This window comes from Ornithinicoccus sp., from assembly GCF_057176825.1.
The window spans coordinates 3,438,888-3,454,064 of record NZ_CM169976.1 but is presented as its reverse complement, the minus strand read 5'-3'; the positions used below and the strand labels follow the sequence as shown (position 1 = coordinate 3,454,064).

The following is a 15,177-nucleotide window of genomic DNA, read 5'->3' as shown; positions in this document are numbered from 1 at the left end:
GGCGGACCAGGTGCCGTTCGCGCCGGAGTTGCCGATCGAGGCGACGACGACGACGCCGGTGTCGACCAGGGTGTCGGCCGCGACCGCGGTCGGGTACTGCGGCCAGGTCATGAACGGCCGAGCCGATGCGACATGTTCACCACGTCCATGCCGTCCTGGTAGGACAGCTCCATGGCCGCCAGCATGATGTCGGCGGTGGTGGAGCCGGTCGCAGCCGAAGACGCGGTAGGCGCCGAGCGTCGGCGTCGGGGGCGACGCCGACGACGCCGTCGGCCTCGGGGTCCCCGTTGCCGGCGGCGATGCCGGCGACGTGGGTGCCGTGGCCCGTCGCAGTCGTCGGGGTTCTCGTCCGGCACCGGCACGGGGTTGTAGGCGGCGTCGTCGGGGTTGGCGTTGTAGTCGTCGCCGACGAGGTCGTAGCCGAACTGCACCTGCGTGGGTCTGCCAGTCCTCGTGGATCCCGTCCGTGGGGGTGCCGTCGCCGCCGAAGTCGGGGTGGTCGACGTCGACACCGGTGTCGATGATGCCGATGCGCAGCCCCTCGCCGGTGTAGCCCATGGCGTGGGCCTCGTCGACCCCCGTCATCTCGATGGCGTCGTGCATCTGCGGGCCGAACCGCGGGTCGTCCTGCGGGAGGACCTCGGGGAGGTCGGTGCGGTAGACGGGGAAGACCGCCTCGACCGCGCCGGACTGCGCGGCCAGCCGTACGTCCTGCTCGGAGGCGTCGACGGACACCCCGGTCCACAGAGTGTCGAAGGTCTGCCGGACCTCCAGGTCGGCGCCCAGCTCCTCGGCCTGGGCCAGGAAGGAGGTGCGCTGCAGAGCTGCCAGGTATGCCGATCCACCCGTCGCGCTCGGGGCCCCCGCGGAGCTGGATGAACCAGGAGGAAGGCACCTGATCGGCCCCCGAGAGCTGTCCGTCCTGGAACTTGGCGTCGGTCTCAGGCGCGCTGACCCCGTAGTCCTCGGCGTGGCCCAGGTCGGACCATTCCTCCTCGTCGGCGCTCGCCCCCGTCGGCAGCAGGGCCGAGGTGATGAGTGCGGCTCCCGCCGTCGCGGTCACCAGGCGGCGCACCCTACGCCGGTCCCGGGGGTGTCGTTGCGTCATTGCGTCTCCCGAAAAGTGATTCCGGCGGCCACAGTCCACCGGCTACGGTGAAACCTTAGGCAACGGGGGCCGTTCGCGCTAGCCCTCCCGGCGGACGATCCTGCAGTTCAGGGCACCTAGACTGGGGCGCCATGAGCCACGTTCTGTCTGCTGTCGCCTGGCCGTACGCCAACGGCCCGCGCCACATCGGCCATGTCGCCGGGTTTGGCGTGCCCTCCGACGTGTTCAGCCGCTACATGCGGATGGCAGGCCACGAGGTCCTCATGGTGTCGGGCACCGACGAGCACGGCACCCCGATCCTGGTGACGGCGGACCAGCAGGGCGTGACCCCGCAGGAGCTGGCGGACCAGAACAACGCGGTCATCGTCGCAGGACCTGGTCGACCTGGGCCTGTCCTACGACCTGTTCACCCGGACCACGACGGGCAACCACACGACGGTGGTGCAGGAGATGTTCCTGTCCTGCCATCGCAACGGCTACATGGTCGAGCAGGAGACCAGTGGAGCGATCAGTCCCTCGACCGGCCGCACCCTGCCGGACCGCTACATCGAGGGCACCTGCCCGATCTGCGGCTACGCCGACGCGCGGGGCGACCAGTGCGACAACTGCGGCAACCAACTGGACGCGACCGACCTGATCGACCCGCGCAGCAAGATCAACGGGGAGACCCCCGAGTTCGTCGAAGACCCAGCACTTCTTCCTCGACCTGCCGGCGCTGGCCGGGGCACTTGGGGCCTGGCTCGACGAGCGGGAGGCCTCCGGCACCTGGCGGCCCAACGTCATCAAGTTCTCCCAGAACATCCTGGAGGAGATCCGGCCGCGCGCGATGAGCCGCGACATCGACTGGGGCATCCCGATCCCGCTGGACGGCTGGCGGGACAACCCGAACAAGCGCCTCTACGTCTGGTTCGACGCCGTGATCGGCTACCTGTCGGCCTCCATCGAGTGGGCCCGGCGGGTGGGCGCTCCGGAGCGCTGGCGGGAGTGGTGGAACGACCCGGAGGCGGTCAGCTACTACTTCCAGGGCAAGGACAACATCACCTTCCACTCCCAGATCTGGCCGGCCGAGCTGCTCGCGTATGCCGGTCGGGGCGCCAAGGGCGGGGAGCCGGGGGAGTACGGCGTGCTCAACCTGCCCACGCAGGTGGTGGCGAGTGAGTTCATGACGATGGAGGGCAAGCAGTTGTCCACCTCCCGCGGCCACGTCATCTACGTCGGCGACGTCCTGGCCCGCTACGGCCCCGACCCGCTGCGCTACTTCATCTGCGCCGCCGGCCCGGAGAGCCAGGACACCGACTTCACCTGGGCGGAGTTCATCCAGCGCAACAACTCCGAACTCGTCGGTGGCTGGGGCAACCTGGTCAACCGGACGGCCACGATGATCCACCGCAACTTCGGGCAGATCCCCGAGGCGGGCGAGCTGGAGGACGTCGACCGTGCCGTGCTGCAGACGGTCGCCGACGGGTTCGACACCGTGGGCGACCTCATCGGCCGGCACCGCCAGCGGGCCGCGATCGCCGAGGCGATGCGGGTCGTGGGGGAGGTCAACCGCTATGTCTCGGTGACCGAGCCGTTCAAGCTCAAGGGCGAGGACCAGCGCGACCGGCTGGCCACGGTGCTGCACGTCCTCATCCAGGCGGTGAGCGACCTCAACACCATGCTCGCCCCGTTCCTGCCGCACAGCGCCAACATCGTGCACCGGGTGCTGGGGGGCGAGGGCCAGTTCATGCCGATGCCGCGCCGCGAGGAGGTCCGCGACCTGGACGACGAGACCCGCGGCTACCCGGTGATCACCGGGGAGTACACCCAGACGCCGGCCTGGGAGTCACGTCCGGTGGCCCCGGGGACCCCGATCGCGGCGCCCACCCCGGTGTTCCGCAAGATCGACCCCGGCGCCGCCGACGAGGAGCTGGCGCGGATGGCCAATCCCGCATGAGCCTGCCCCCGCCGCCGGACCCGCTGCCGATCCCGGTGGCGGACAACCACTGCCACCTGGACATCGGCCGTGACGGCGCGCCGGCGCCGGACGTCGCCGAGGTGGTGGCGCAGGCCCGCGCGGTCGGGGTGGACCGGCTGGTGCAGGTCGGCTGCGACCGGGCCAGCGCCCACTGGACCGCGCAGGTGGTGGACGAGCACGACGCCCTGCTCGGCGGGGTGGCGATCCACCCCAACGAGGCACCCGGGCACGCCGCCGCCGGCGAGCTGGCGGAGGTGCTCACCGAGATCGAGAGGCTCGCCGCCCACCCGCGGATCCGGGTCGTCGGGGAGACCGGGCTCGACTACTACCGGACCGGCGAGGACGGCGTGGCGGCGCAGCAGGAGTCCTTCCGGTGGCACATCGAGCTGGCCAAGCGGACCGGCCTGGCCCTGCAGATCCACGACCGCGACGCGCACGCGGACGTGCTGCGCATCCTGGCGGAGGAGGGGGCTCCGGACCGCACCGTGCTGCACTGCTTCTCCGGCGACATGGAGATGGCCCGCGAGTGCGCCCGCCGGGGCTACTACCTGTCCTTCTCCGGGACGGTGACGTTCAAGAACGCCCGGGACCTGCGCAACGCCCTGGCGGTGACCCCGCCGGAGCGGTTGCTGGTCGAGACCGACGCCCCCTACCTGACGCCCGCAACCGCACCGGGGACGGCCCAACGCGCCCTACCTGGTGCCGCTGACGGTCCGGGCCATGGCGGCCACCCTCAACCTGGCGGTCCCCACCCTGTGCGAGGCGCTCTCGGCGAACAGCGAGGCGGTCTACGGGCCGTGGTGACGCCCGAGGAGGCCGGGCTGCTGGGCCCCGCCCAGGTGCGCGAGCTCGCCGGGCGCCTGGGGTTGCGGCCGACCAAGCAGTGGGGGCAGAACTTCGTCATCGACGCCAACACGGTCCGCAAGATCGTCCGGACCGCCGGGGTCGGTCCGCAGGACGTGGTGCTCGAGGTGGGGCCAGGCCTGGGCTCACTCACCCTGGCCCTGCTGCCGGAGGTGGCCGCGGTGACCGCCGTCGAGATCGATCCCGTGCTCGCCGAGCAGCTCCCGCACACCGTCTCCACGCACGCCCCGCAACTCGCGGACCGGCTGACGGTGCTGCATACGGATGCCCTGGCGGTGCGCGAGGTGCCCGATCCCCAGCCGACCGCCCTGGTGGCCAACCTGCCCTACAACGTGGCGGTGCCCGTCGTCCTGCACCTGCTGGAGGTGTTCCCGGGCCTGCGGCGGGTGCTGGTCATGGTGCAGCTGGAGGTGGCCGAGCGCCTGGCCGCGCGCCCCGGGAGCAAGGTCTACGGCGTGCCCAGCGTCAAGGCCGCCTGGCACGCCGAGGTCACACTGGCCGGGCGCGTCGGGCGCACCGTCTTCTGGCCGGCGCCCAACGTCGACTCCGGCCTGGTCGCGATGGTGCGACGCGACCCGCCGGCCACGGCGGCCAGCCGTGAGGAAGTGTTCGCCGTGATCGACGCGGCGTTCGCCCAGCGCCGCAAGACGCTGCGGGCCGCGCTCGCCGGGTGGGCCGGCTCCCCGGCCGAGGCGGAGCGGGTGCTGCGGGCGGCCGGGGTCGACCCGCAGCAGCGGGGGGAACGGCTGGACGTCACCCAGTTCGCCGCGGTCGCTGCCCATAGGGTGACGGCATGACACTTGCCGCCGAGCCCACTGGGGTGACCGCCCGTGTCCCCGGCAAGATCAACCTGCAGCTGGTGGTCGGGCCGTTGCGGGAGGACGGCTTCCACGAGCTGGCCACCGTCTTCCACGCCGTCGGGCTCTACGACCACGTCATCGTCACGCCCGCGGACGAGTGGTCGGTGCGGGTCGGCGGGCGTCACGCGGACCGGGTGCCGCAGGACGGGTCGAACCTGGCGTTGCAGGCCGCGCGGGCGCTCGCGGAGGCGTCCGGCGGGCAGCCCCCGGTGGCGATCACCATCGACAAGCAGATCCCGGTGGCCGCGGGCATGGCCGGTGGGTCCGCCGACGCCGCGGGTGCGTTGGTGGCCTGCGAGGCCCTGTGGGAGTTGGGCTGGAGCCGGGACGAGCTGGGCGCGGTCGCCGCCCGGCTCGGCTCCGACGTGCCCTTCCTGCTGCACGGCGGGACCGCGATCGGCTCGGGCCGGGGGGAGCAGCTGGCGCCGGTCCTCGCCCGCGGCCGGTTGCACTGGGTGCTCTGGATCAGCCGGGAGGGTGGGCTGTCGACGCCGGAGGTGTATGCCGAGTGCGACCGGCTGCGCGAGGCCGCCGGGGAGGTCCCGGCCGACCCGGAGCCGACAGGTGAACTGCTCGCGGCGCTGCGCACGATGGAGCCCACCGCGGTCGGCGCCGCGCTGCACAACGACCTGCAGGAGGCTGCGGTGAGCCTGGCCCCGACCCTGGCGACCGTGCTGCAGGCCGGTCTCGACCTGGACGTCGAGGGCGCCGTCGTGTCCGGCTCCGGGCCGACGGTGGCGTTCCTGGTGGACTCCAGCGAGGCCGCGATCGACCTGACCGTCGGCCTGGCCGCCCGCGGGCCCGAGGGTGACATCGTCCGGGTCGACGGGCCCGTCCCCGGAGCCTCCGTGGTGGGCTCGTTCACCCCCTCCGGCCCGTCGGCCCCCATGTCGGACGGTGTCTGAACGCCGATTGTCGGTCTCGGCGCCCGACTCCCTACCCTAGGTCCGATGGCACATCTGCTCGGGGCCGAGTCCCTGCACCTGGAATACCCGACCCGGGTGGTCTTCGACTCCGTGACCCTCGGGATCAACGAGGGCGACCGCATCGGCATCGTGGGGCGCAACGGCGACGGCAAGTCCAGCCTGCTGGGGATGCTCTCGGGTCGCATCGAGCCGGACTCCGGACGGGTGAACCGGCGCGGCGGCGTACGGATCGGCGTGCTCGACCAGGCCGACACCCTCGAGGACGCGACCACGGTCGGGCACACCATCGTCGGGGACCGTCCGAGTCACGAGTGGGCCGGCGACGCCAAGGTGCGCGACGTCATCTCCGGGCTCGTGTCCGACCTGCCGTGGGACGCCCCCGTCGGGACCCTGAGCGGTGGTCAGCGCCGCCGCGTGGCCCTGGCCGCCCTGCTGGTCGGGGAGTGGGATGTCGTGGCGCTGGACGAGCCGACCAACCACCTCGACATCGAGGGGATCACCTGGCTCGCCGGGCACCTGCGCACGCGGTGGGCCAGGAACGCCGGCGGGCTGCTGGTCATCACCCACGACCGGTGGTTCCTCGACGAGGTCGCCACCTCCATGTGGGAGGTGCACGACCGGATCGTGGAGCCGTTCGAGGGCGGCTACGCGGCCTACGTGCTGCAGCGCGTCGAACGGGACCGGCAGGCCGCGGCGGTGGAGGCGAAGCGGCAGAACCTGATGCGCAAGGAGCTGGCCTGGCTGCGTCGGGGGGCACCGGCCCGCACCTCCAAGCCGAAGTTCCGCATCGACGCCGCGAACCAGCTGATCGAGGACGTGCCGCCGCTGCGGGACCGGATCGAGCTGCGCCGCCTGGCCGTGGCGCGCCTGGGCAAGGACGTGATCGACCTGCTCGGAGCGGGGATCTCCTTCGACGGACGTGAGGTGCTGCGCGACGTGGAGTGGCGGATCGCGCCCGGCGAGCGCACCGGCCGTCCTCGGCGCGAACGGCGCCGGCAAGTCCACCCTGCTGGGTCTCATCGCCGGCACGCTGGAGCCGACGAGCGGGCGGGTCAAGCACGGCAAGACCGTCCAGCTCGGCGTGCTCGACCAGCAGTTCCGCGAGCTGGAGGGCATCGCCGGGGACCGGGTGCGCGAGGTGCTGGCCCGGGCGAAGACCAGCTACGTCGTCGACGGGCGTGAGCTCAGCCCGGCCCAGCTGCTGGAGCGCCTCGGCTTCGCCCGCGCCCACCTCTCCGCCCGGGTCGGGCGAGCTCTCGGGCGGGCAGAAGCGGCGGTTGCAGCTGCTGCTCCTGCTGCTGTCCGAGCCGAACGTCATCGTGCTCGACGAGCCCACCAACGATGTCGACACCGACATGCTGGCGGCGATGGAGGACCTGCTCGACTCCTGGCCGGGGACGCTCATCGTGGTCTCGCACGACCGCTACCTCGCTGGAGCGGGTCACCGACCAGCAGTACGCGATCCTCGACGGACGGCTGCGCCACCTCCCCGGAGGGGTGGACCAGTACCTGCAGGTGCGGCGCGAGCAGGAGACCGCGGGGCCGGTGCCGCTACGCCCGGACGCCGGGGAGGCCGGGGAGGCCGGGGGTGGTGGGACTGCGGCGGCTGGCGCCTCTGCCGCGCAGGTGCGTGAGGCGCGCAAGGTCCTGGCTCGCGTCGAGAAGGCACTGGACCGGCTGCACGACCGGGAGGCCCGGATCCACGAGCAGATGGCCGAGGCGGCCACTGACCCGCAGGCGCTCGCCGGACTGGCCGCGGACCTCGCCGAGGTCCAGGAGCAGGAGGCGGCGCTGGAGGCCGAGTGGCTCGCCGCCGCCGACCGTGTCGATGCCTGACCCCGCGGCGTCACACGTGCGGGGAGTCTTGACGTCGAGAATCTCGACGGGTCTACCCTGACCCCATGAGCGAGCCAGGTGTCGACGAGGTCGACCGCATCGTCGCCGCCTGGCGGCGGGAGCGGCCGGACCTGGACGTCAGCCCCCTGGAGGTGCTGTCCCGGGTGTCGCGGCTGGCCCGCCACCTGGACCTGGCCCGACGCCAGGCCTTCGCCGAGCGCAGCCTGGAGGGGTGGGAGTTCGACGTGTTGTCGGCGCTGCGCCGCTCGGGGGAGCCCTACCAGCTGACGCCGGGGCAGCTGGTCCGGGAGACGCTCGTGACGAGCGGGACGATGACCAACCGGGTCGACCGCCTGGCCTCCCGCGGGCTCGTGGACCGGCACCCGTCCACGACGGACCGCCGGGGGGTCCTGGTCGGCCTGACCGCGCAGGGACTGGAGATCGTGGACGCAGCCATGTCCGACCTCATCGACAGCGAACGCGAGCTGCTCACCGGCCTGGGAGCCAGCGATCAACGGCAGGTCGCCGATCAGTTGCGGCGACTGCTGGAGCCGTTCGAGCCCTGACCGCGGCCCTCAGCGGCGGTCCGGCTTCTCCCGCAATTGGGGCTTGGCCTCCATCCCGGCCAGGCCGTTCCACGCCAGGTTGACCAGGTGTGCCGCCACGTCCTCCTTCTTGAAGCGGCGCGAGTCCAGCCACCACCCACCGGGCGTGGCGACCATCCCGACCAGCATCTGGGCATACAACGGGGCCATCTTCGGGTCGAGCTTGCGACGTTTGAACTCGGCCCCGAGGATGTGCTCGACCTGGGTGGCCACGTCGCTGATCAGGCTGGCGAACGACCCGGTGGACTGACCGGGGGAGCTGTCCCGCACCAGGATCCGGAACCCGTCGGTGGAGCTCTCGATGTATTCCAGGAGGGCCATCGCCGCCCGCTCCAGCAGCAGTCGGGCATGCCCGGGGGCCGTCAGTGCCTCGGTGATCGAGCTCAGCAGGGCCGAGATCTCGCGGTCCACCACCACGGCATACAGCCCCTCCTTCCCCCCAAAGTGCTCGTAGATCACCGGTTTGGACACCTCGGCGGTGGCCGCGATCTCCTCCACGGTCGTGCCCTCGAAGCCCTTCTCCGCGAACAGCCGGCGCCCGATGGTGATGAGTTGCTCCCGGCGTTGCGGGCCCGTCATCCGGTGACGGGCAGCAGGGGAGACCTTCGGTTCGCGGGGAGTCACTCCCCCATCATGCCAACCCGAGTCGGATCCGCTCCGAATCTGTCCTAACCTTGGTGGGTCCCGGCCCCGCGCCGGGCGTTCCCCGGTTGCTCTGCTGGTAGGGGCCGCCTGACTTTGAATCAGGATTAGCGACGTAGGTTCGATTCCTACCCGGGGAGCCGCCGGCCTCTCCGCCGGCGAGTAGCATGCCAGCGACAGCCACCCCCCGACAGTTCGGAGTGCATCGGCGTGAGCACCCACCACCCGGCAGCCGTCATCGTCCTCGCGGCAGGTGAGGGCACTCGGATGAAGTCAGCAGTCCCCAAGGTGTTGCACCCGATCGGTGGCCGCACCCTGCTCGGGCACGCGTTGTCTGCCGCACGGGGCACCTCCCCGGGCCACCTCGCGGTGGTCGTCCGGCACGACCGCGACCGCGTGGCCGGTCACGTGGCCGAGGTCGACGCGGAGGCCCTGATCGCCGACCAGGACGAGATCAAGGGCACCGGACGGGCCGTCGAGTGCGGTCTCACCGCCCTGCCCGGTGACCTGTCCGGCACCGTGCTGGTCACCTACGGTGATGTCCCTTTGCTCACCGCCACGACGCTGCAGGACCTCACCGCCGCCCACGAGGAGTCCGGCAACGCGGTGACCGTGGTGACTGCCGAGCTGGCCGACCCCACCGGCTACGGCCGCGTGCTGCGGGACGAGTCCGGCCAGGTGCTGCGCATCATCGAGCACAAGGACGCCGTGTACGAGCGCGAGAACGGCGGGGAGTTCGCGCACGCGCTGGAGGTGCGGGAGATCAACTCGGGGATCTACGCCTTCGACGCCGTCGTGCTGCGGGAGCAGTTGGCCCGGGTCACCACCGACAACGCCCAGGGGGAGAAGTACCTGACCGACGTCCTGGGCCTGGCCCGGGAGGCCGGGGGCGCCGTCCGCGCCCACATGATCCGCGATCTGTGGCAGACCGAGGGGGTCAACGACCGGGTCCAGCTGGCCAAGATGGGCGCGGAGTTGAACCGCCGCGTCGTCGAGGGCTGGATGCGCGCGGGGGTCACCGTCGTCGACCCGGCCACCACGTGGATCGACAGCGAGGTCACCATCGGGGCGGACAGCGTGATCCGCCCCAACACCCAGCTGCTCGGCACGACCGTGGTCGGGTCCGGGGCGGTCATCGGCCCGGAGTGCACCCTCACCGACACCGAGGTCGGCGACGGGGCGACCGTGGTCCGCGCGCAGACCGAACTGGCGGTCATCGGCGAGCGGGCAACCGTCGGCCCCTTCTCCTACCTGCGCCCGGGCACGGTGCTGGGCGCCGGGGGCAAGATCGGCGGCTTCGTGGAGACCAAGAACGCCACGATCGGCGACGGCGCCAAGGTGCCGCACCTGACGTATGCCGGGGACACCACCATCGGCCCCGGCGCCAATATCGGGGCCGGGACGATCTTCGCCAACTACGACGGGGTCGCCAAGCACCACACGACGGTCGGTGCGCACACCTTCGTGGGCAGCAACTCGGTCCTCGTCGCACCGGTCGAGCTGGCCGACGGCAGCTACGTCGCCGCCGGCTCGGCGGTTACCAACGGGACTGAGCCCGGGGAGCTGGCCGTCGCCCGCGGCAAGCAGCGCAACATTCCCCGCTGGGTCGACCGGCGTCGTGCCGGCACCCCGACCGCCGAGGCCGCTGCCGCTGCCCGGGACGGGGGCACCGCCCCGGAGACCCCGCATACGGGGCCTGAGGGGTCCGAGCAGGAGGGGGAACGCCCGTGACCGGCATCCTGAAGACCACCGAAAAGAACCTCATGGTGTTCAGCGGTCGCGCCCACCGGGCGCTGGCCGAGGAGGTCGTCGCCGAGCTGGACACCGAACTCGTGCCGACGCAGGCTTATGAGTTCGCCAACAGCGAGATTTACGTCCGGTTCGACGAGTCGGTCCGCGGCTGCGACGCGTTCGTGCTGCAGAGCCACACCGCGCCGGTCAACGAGTGGATCATGGAGCACCTGATCATGGTGGACGCGCTCAAGCGCGCCTCCGCCAAGCGGATCACCGTGGTGCTGCCCTTCTACGGCTACGCGCGGCAGGACAAGAAGCACCGGGGTCGCGAGCCGATCTCGGCGCGGCTGATCGCCGACCTGTTCAAGACCGCGGGGGCGGACCGGCTGATGGCGGTCGACCTGCACACCGCGCAGATCCAGGGCTTCTTCGACGGCCCGGTCGACCACCTGATGGCGCTGCCGATCCTGGCCGACCACGTGCGTGAGCGGTACGGCACGGAGGACCTGGCCGTGGTCTCCCCGGACGCCGGACGGATCAAGGTCGCCGAGCAGTGGTCCCGGCGGCTGGGCGGAGCCCCGCTGGCCTTCATCCACAAGACCCGCGACACCACCCGGCCCAACCAGAGCGTCGCCAACCGGGTGGTCGGTGAGGTCACCGGCCGCACCTGCATCCTGGTCGACGACATGATCGACTCCGGCGGCACCATCTGCCAGGCGGCCGACGCCCTGATGGCCGACGGGGCCAGCAGCGTCGTGGTCGCCGCCACGCACGCGATCTTCTCCGACCCCGCCGTGCAGCGGCTGTCCGACTCGATCGCCCGCGAGGTGGTCGTCACCAACACGCTGCCGCTCAGTGATGAGGCCCGGGCCCTGGAGAAGGTGACCGAGCTGTCGATCGCGCCGCTGATCAGCCAGGCGATCCGGCAGGTCTTCGAGGACGGGTCGGTCACCAGCATGTTCGACGGGAACGCCTGAGCCGGACCGGTCGCCGCGTCGCCCCCGTCGCGGGAGGGGGCCGTTTTGGGGCTCCGGCGAGCCTCCGCATACACTGTGGGGTGTTGCCTCGGCGAGGGACGCTGCACGACCACTGACAGTCCGACGGTGTGGTCCGCACGTCCGTGAATCGACGCGGTGAGCCTCCGCGAGACGGTGGGCCGCCCGCTCGTCGCGCCGCGTCCCGCGTCGAGGCCCACCGACCGCACGACACCCCTACCTGTTTCCGCCGGAGGCTACGACATGTCTGACACCACCACCATCTCCGCCGAGCGGCGCACCGAGTTCGGCAAGGGCGCCGCCCGCCGCATCCGCCGCGCCGACAAGGTCCCCGCCGTGCTCTACGGCCACGGCACCGACCCGATCCACCTGACCCTGCCGGGCCACGACACGATGATGGCCCTGAAGCTGCAGAACGCCGTGCTGACCCTGGACGTCGAGGGCGAGGAGCACCTGGCCCTGGCCAAGGACGTGCAGCGCGACCCGATCAAGCGGTTCATCGAGCACGTCGACCTGGTCATCGTCCGCAAGGGCGAGAAGGTCGTCGTCGAGGTCGCCGTTCACGTCGAGGGCGAGGCCGCGCCGGAGACCGTCGTGACCGTCGACTACACGACCCTGCAGGTCGAGGCCGAGGCCACCCACATCCCGGAGAGCTTCACTGTCTCCGTGGACGGGCTGGAGGCCGGCAGCCAGATCCTGGCCGGCGCCGTCGAGCTGCCCTCGGGTGTCACCCTGATCACCGACCCGGAGGCCCTGGTCGTCAACGTCACCCAGGCCATCTCCGAGGAGGCCCTGGAGGCCGAGCTCGCCGAGGCCGAGGCCGAGGCCGGCATCGAGCAGGACGAGCCGGAGTCCGAGGAGGGCGAGGAGGCCGCTGCCGACGCCGAGGGCGAGGGCGAGTCCGAGGGTGGCGAGTCCGAGGAGAAGTCCGAGGACGCCTGAGACCACGACACCGCCTGCAGGATTGTCGGGTCACCCCGGAACCTGGCGCTTCCGACCGGGAAGGTTCCCTACGAAGCGCAGGATCCTCGGGTGACCCGATAGCCCTGCGGGGCAGCAGGCAGGAGGCTGGGGATGGACCCGTGGCTGATCGTCGGCCTGGGCAACCCGGGGCCGAAGTATGCCGGGCACCGGCACAACATCGGGGCGATGGTCATCGCCGAGCTCGCCCAGCAGGCCGGGGCGAACGCGCGCGAGCACAAGGCGCGGGCCTGGCTCAGTGAGATCCGGCTGGGGACGCTGCCCGGCGGGGCGCCCGGCCCGCGGGTGCTGCTGGCGCAGCCGATGACGTACATGAACGTCTCGGGCGGCCCGGTGAAGAACCTGCTGTCCTTCTTCAAGGTGCCGGTGGAGCAGCTCGTCGTCGTGCACGACGAGCTCGACATCGATTTCGGTGCCGTCCGACTCAAGCGCGGTGGCGGCGAGGGCGGACACAACGGGCTGCGCTCCATCAGCCAGTCCCTGGGCACCCGCGACTACCTGCGGGTCCGGCTCGGGATCGGCCGCCCCCCGGGACGCCAGGACCCGGCCGCCTACGTGTTGTCCGACTTCCCGTCCCGGGACGGCGTCGACGTGGAACTGCTCATCGGCGACGGGGCGGACGCGGTGCACGACCTGGTGCACACCGGGCTCGAGGCCGCCCAGCAGCGGTTCCACTCCCGCTGACGGATCCTCAGAAACGCCCCCCGCCGGAGCGACGGCTGGAGGACCGGCTCGAGGAGCGGCTCGAGGACCTGCGGGAAGATCTGCTGGAGGACCTGCTCGAGCTGCGGCTCGAGCTCCGGCGCGAGGACCTGCTGGAGCCCGAGGAGCTCCAGGAACTGCCCCCGGAGAAGCCCCAACCCCAGCCGGATCCGGAGCCCCCGGAGTCCCGAGACTCCCGGTCGGTGCGGTTCCGGCTCATCGCCGAGACGAGCCGGTTGGCCAGGTCCGAGGCCCCCTTCAGGTCCTCGGTGGCCTGCACCGGGTCGGTCTCCCCGAGACCCTTGGCCCGCTCCACCTGGTCCCTGACCTGCTGCACCTGCTCGCGCTGGTGGCTGGTGAGCGACCACCGTTCGCTCGCCAACCACCGCTCCAGGTAGGACATCCGCGACTCGGTGCGCCGCAGCTGCCCGGCGAAGGCGCGGGCCTGCCGGTCCCGGGTCTGCTCGGCCTCCCGGTGCCCCGCGAGCGCGGCGTCGAGCTGGGCCTCGATGGCCGCCAGTTCCTCGGCCAGGTCGACCGGGTCCTCGGTGTGGTCGCTGACCCGGGCCAGCGCCGCGGTCGCGCGGCTGCTCATCTCCTGCACGGCCGCGTCCTCCGGGGCCAGCCGCGCGGCGTCGGACACGTCGGAGGACAGCGACGCCCGCGCCTCCTCCAACAACCCTTTCCACTCGGCCACCAGCGCGTCGAGGTCGGCGAGCTGCTCGGACCGGGTGCCGACCCGGCTCAGCACCTGCTCGGTGGCCTGGAGGGGGGTGACCGCGTCCTCGGGCTCCCCACGGTCCACCCGCTCCCTGGCCTGCTCGAGCGTCCGGCTGGCCTGCTCCAACAGGTTGCGGGAGTCCGCCACCAGGTCCTCGACCTGCTCGCGCTGCCCCGGGGTGAGGTCGGTGCGCGCGGCGTGCAACCCGGTCAGGTCGGTCAGCCGCCGGTCGGCCGAGGCGATGGCCTCGGCCAGCTCGGTGACCCGCTGCGGCGCCCGGTCGGCCAGTTTGCGCAGCTCGGCGAACGCGGCGGCGTGCTCCTGCAGGCGGGTTCCGGCCTGCTGCACCAGCTCGGAGAGCTCGTCCAGGGACCGGATCGCGGCCGGGTGTGAGGTGACCTCGGACACCTCCCCGAGCTCGGCCCGCTTCCGGTAGGCCTCGACCGACTCCGCCCGCGAGGTCTCCAGGGCCTCCCGGAACGGCGTGGTGAGCTGGGGGTCGAACTCGGCCTCGGCATACGCCAGCTCGGACTCGGAGGACTGGAGTGCGTTGTCGAGCGCGACGAGCGCGGAGCCCAGTTCCTGGGCGCGGGCCTCCCGCACCTGCTGCTGCTCGGCCGCGTCGCGGCGGGACCGCCTGACCCGCAGCAGCCCCCGCAGGACCTGCCAGCCGCCGAGGACCAGGGCCAGCACACCCGCCCCCAGCGCCAGGATCTTCCCGGTGTTGGACTCCTCGGTGGCCTTGTCGAGGTAGCCCTGCGCGGCGGCCACTGCGGCGCCCTCCCAGTCGCCGACCCGCAACTCGGGCTCGATGTAGTCGCCGGCCACCGACTCGAGCTGGCCGTCCGACAGCCCGGCGTCGTCCGACACCGAGTAGCCCCAGCGGCGGTCCTCGACCGCCACCGCGACCAGCAGGTCCTGGTCTCCGAGACCGGACAGCTGCGCCGTCTGGTCCGCCCAGGTGGGCCCGTCCAGGCCGGAGAAGTCGTCGACGAACACTACGAACAACTGCAGCCCGGTCTCGGCGTGCAGCCGGTCCTGGGCGGCCCGGACGGCCGACTCGTCGCCGATCACGCCGGCCTCGTCGACCAGCTCGTCGGGCAGGTCGAAGGGGTCCTGCCCGTATGCCGTGGAGCCGGCGAGCAGGACCGTCGCCAACAGCGCGGCGAGGGTGGCCAGGGTCGCGTGGAGCAGGCGGGGTGCACGGGTCATGGGCGGGACCTTCCTGGAACACAGCGGCGCCGCG

General features: G+C 72.0%; 10 protein-coding genes, 1 tRNA gene and 3 pseudogenes. 11 read left to right on the top strand and 3 right to left on the bottom strand.

Annotated features, from left to right (window positions below):
- Positions 1-136: 136 nt before the first annotated feature.
- A complete protein-coding gene (locus AC1QRC_RS17230; RefSeq protein WP_484204469.1) occupies positions 137-1,108 on the bottom strand; it encodes a S8 family serine peptidase in 972 nt (323 codons plus the stop codon).
- Between the two features lie 131 nt (positions 1,109-1,239).
- Between AC1QRC_RS17230 and metG the strand changes: the two are divergent.
- The 6 genes and pseudogenes from metG (at position 1,240) to AC1QRC_RS17200 (ending at position 8,117) form a co-directional block, all read left to right on the top strand.
- Positions 1,240-3,044 (top strand): annotated as a pseudogene (gene metG, locus AC1QRC_RS17225) (methionine--tRNA ligase).
- Positions 3,041-3,869, top strand: a pseudogene (locus AC1QRC_RS17220) (TatD family hydrolase). Before metG ends, AC1QRC_RS17220 begins: the two co-directional pseudogenes overlap by 4 nt.
- Positions 3,866-4,726 carry a 16S rRNA (adenine(1518)-N(6)/adenine(1519)-N(6))-dimethyltransferase RsmA gene (gene rsmA, locus AC1QRC_RS17215; RefSeq protein WP_484206676.1) on the top strand — a complete coding sequence of 287 codons (861 nt, stop codon included), beginning with the start codon at positions 3,866-3,868 and terminating at the stop codon, positions 4,724-4,726. The pseudogene AC1QRC_RS17220 and the gene rsmA overlap by 4 nt, the downstream one beginning before the upstream one ends.
- Positions 4,723-5,694: a 4-(cytidine 5'-diphospho)-2-C-methyl-D-erythritol kinase gene (locus AC1QRC_RS17210; RefSeq protein ID WP_484204468.1), complete on the top strand. Its 972-nt coding sequence runs from the start codon at positions 4,723-4,725 to the stop codon at positions 5,692-5,694. The genes rsmA and AC1QRC_RS17210 overlap by 4 nt, the downstream gene beginning before the upstream one ends.
- Before the next feature lie 45 nt (positions 5,695-5,739).
- A pseudogene (locus AC1QRC_RS17205) lies at positions 5,740-7,551 on the top strand (ABC-F family ATP-binding cassette domain-containing protein).
- A gap of 65 nt (positions 7,552-7,616) precedes the next feature.
- Complete coding sequence (locus tag AC1QRC_RS17200; RefSeq protein WP_484204467.1) at positions 7,617-8,117, top strand: MarR family winged helix-turn-helix transcriptional regulator; 501 nt, start codon at positions 7,617-7,619, stop codon at positions 8,115-8,117.
- A gap of 9 nt (positions 8,118-8,126) precedes the next feature.
- Here the strand turns inward: AC1QRC_RS17200 and AC1QRC_RS17195 are convergent, their stop codons facing one another.
- A complete protein-coding gene (locus AC1QRC_RS17195; RefSeq protein ID WP_484206675.1) occupies positions 8,127-8,735 on the bottom strand; it encodes a TetR/AcrR family transcriptional regulator in 609 nt (202 codons plus the stop codon).
- Between the two features lie 124 nt (positions 8,736-8,859).
- Here AC1QRC_RS17195 and AC1QRC_RS17190 point away from each other — a divergent pair.
- The 5 genes from AC1QRC_RS17190 to pth all read left to right on the top strand — a co-directional run bounded on the left by AC1QRC_RS17190 (position 8,860) and on the right by pth (position 13,192).
- Positions 8,860-8,938, top strand: a tRNA-Gln gene (locus tag AC1QRC_RS17190).
- Between the two features lie 70 nt (positions 8,939-9,008).
- Complete coding sequence (glmU, locus tag AC1QRC_RS17185) at positions 9,009-10,529, top strand: bifunctional UDP-N-acetylglucosamine diphosphorylase/glucosamine-1-phosphate N-acetyltransferase GlmU (RefSeq protein WP_484204466.1); 1,521 nt, start codon at positions 9,009-9,011, stop codon at positions 10,527-10,529.
- Entirely contained in the window at positions 10,526-11,509 is a 984-nt protein-coding gene (locus AC1QRC_RS17180; RefSeq protein WP_484204465.1) for a ribose-phosphate diphosphokinase, read from the top strand. Before glmU ends, AC1QRC_RS17180 begins: the two co-directional genes overlap by 4 nt.
- 261 nt (positions 11,510-11,770) lie before the next feature.
- Positions 11,771-12,469: a 50S ribosomal protein L25/general stress protein Ctc gene (locus AC1QRC_RS17175; protein WP_484204464.1), complete on the top strand. Its 699-nt coding sequence runs from the start codon at positions 11,771-11,773 to the stop codon at positions 12,467-12,469.
- Between the two features lie 132 nt (positions 12,470-12,601).
- Entirely contained in the window at positions 12,602-13,192 is a 591-nt protein-coding gene (gene pth / locus AC1QRC_RS17170; RefSeq protein ID WP_484204463.1) for an aminoacyl-tRNA hydrolase, read from the top strand.
- Between the two features lie 7 nt (positions 13,193-13,199).
- On the opposite strand, the gene AC1QRC_RS17165 is transcribed toward pth, so the two are convergent.
- Positions 13,200-15,143, bottom strand: coding sequence for a TPM domain-containing protein (locus AC1QRC_RS17165; protein WP_484204462.1), 1,944 nt, complete (start codon positions 15,141-15,143; stop codon positions 13,200-13,202).
- Positions 15,144-15,177 lie beyond the last annotated feature (34 nt).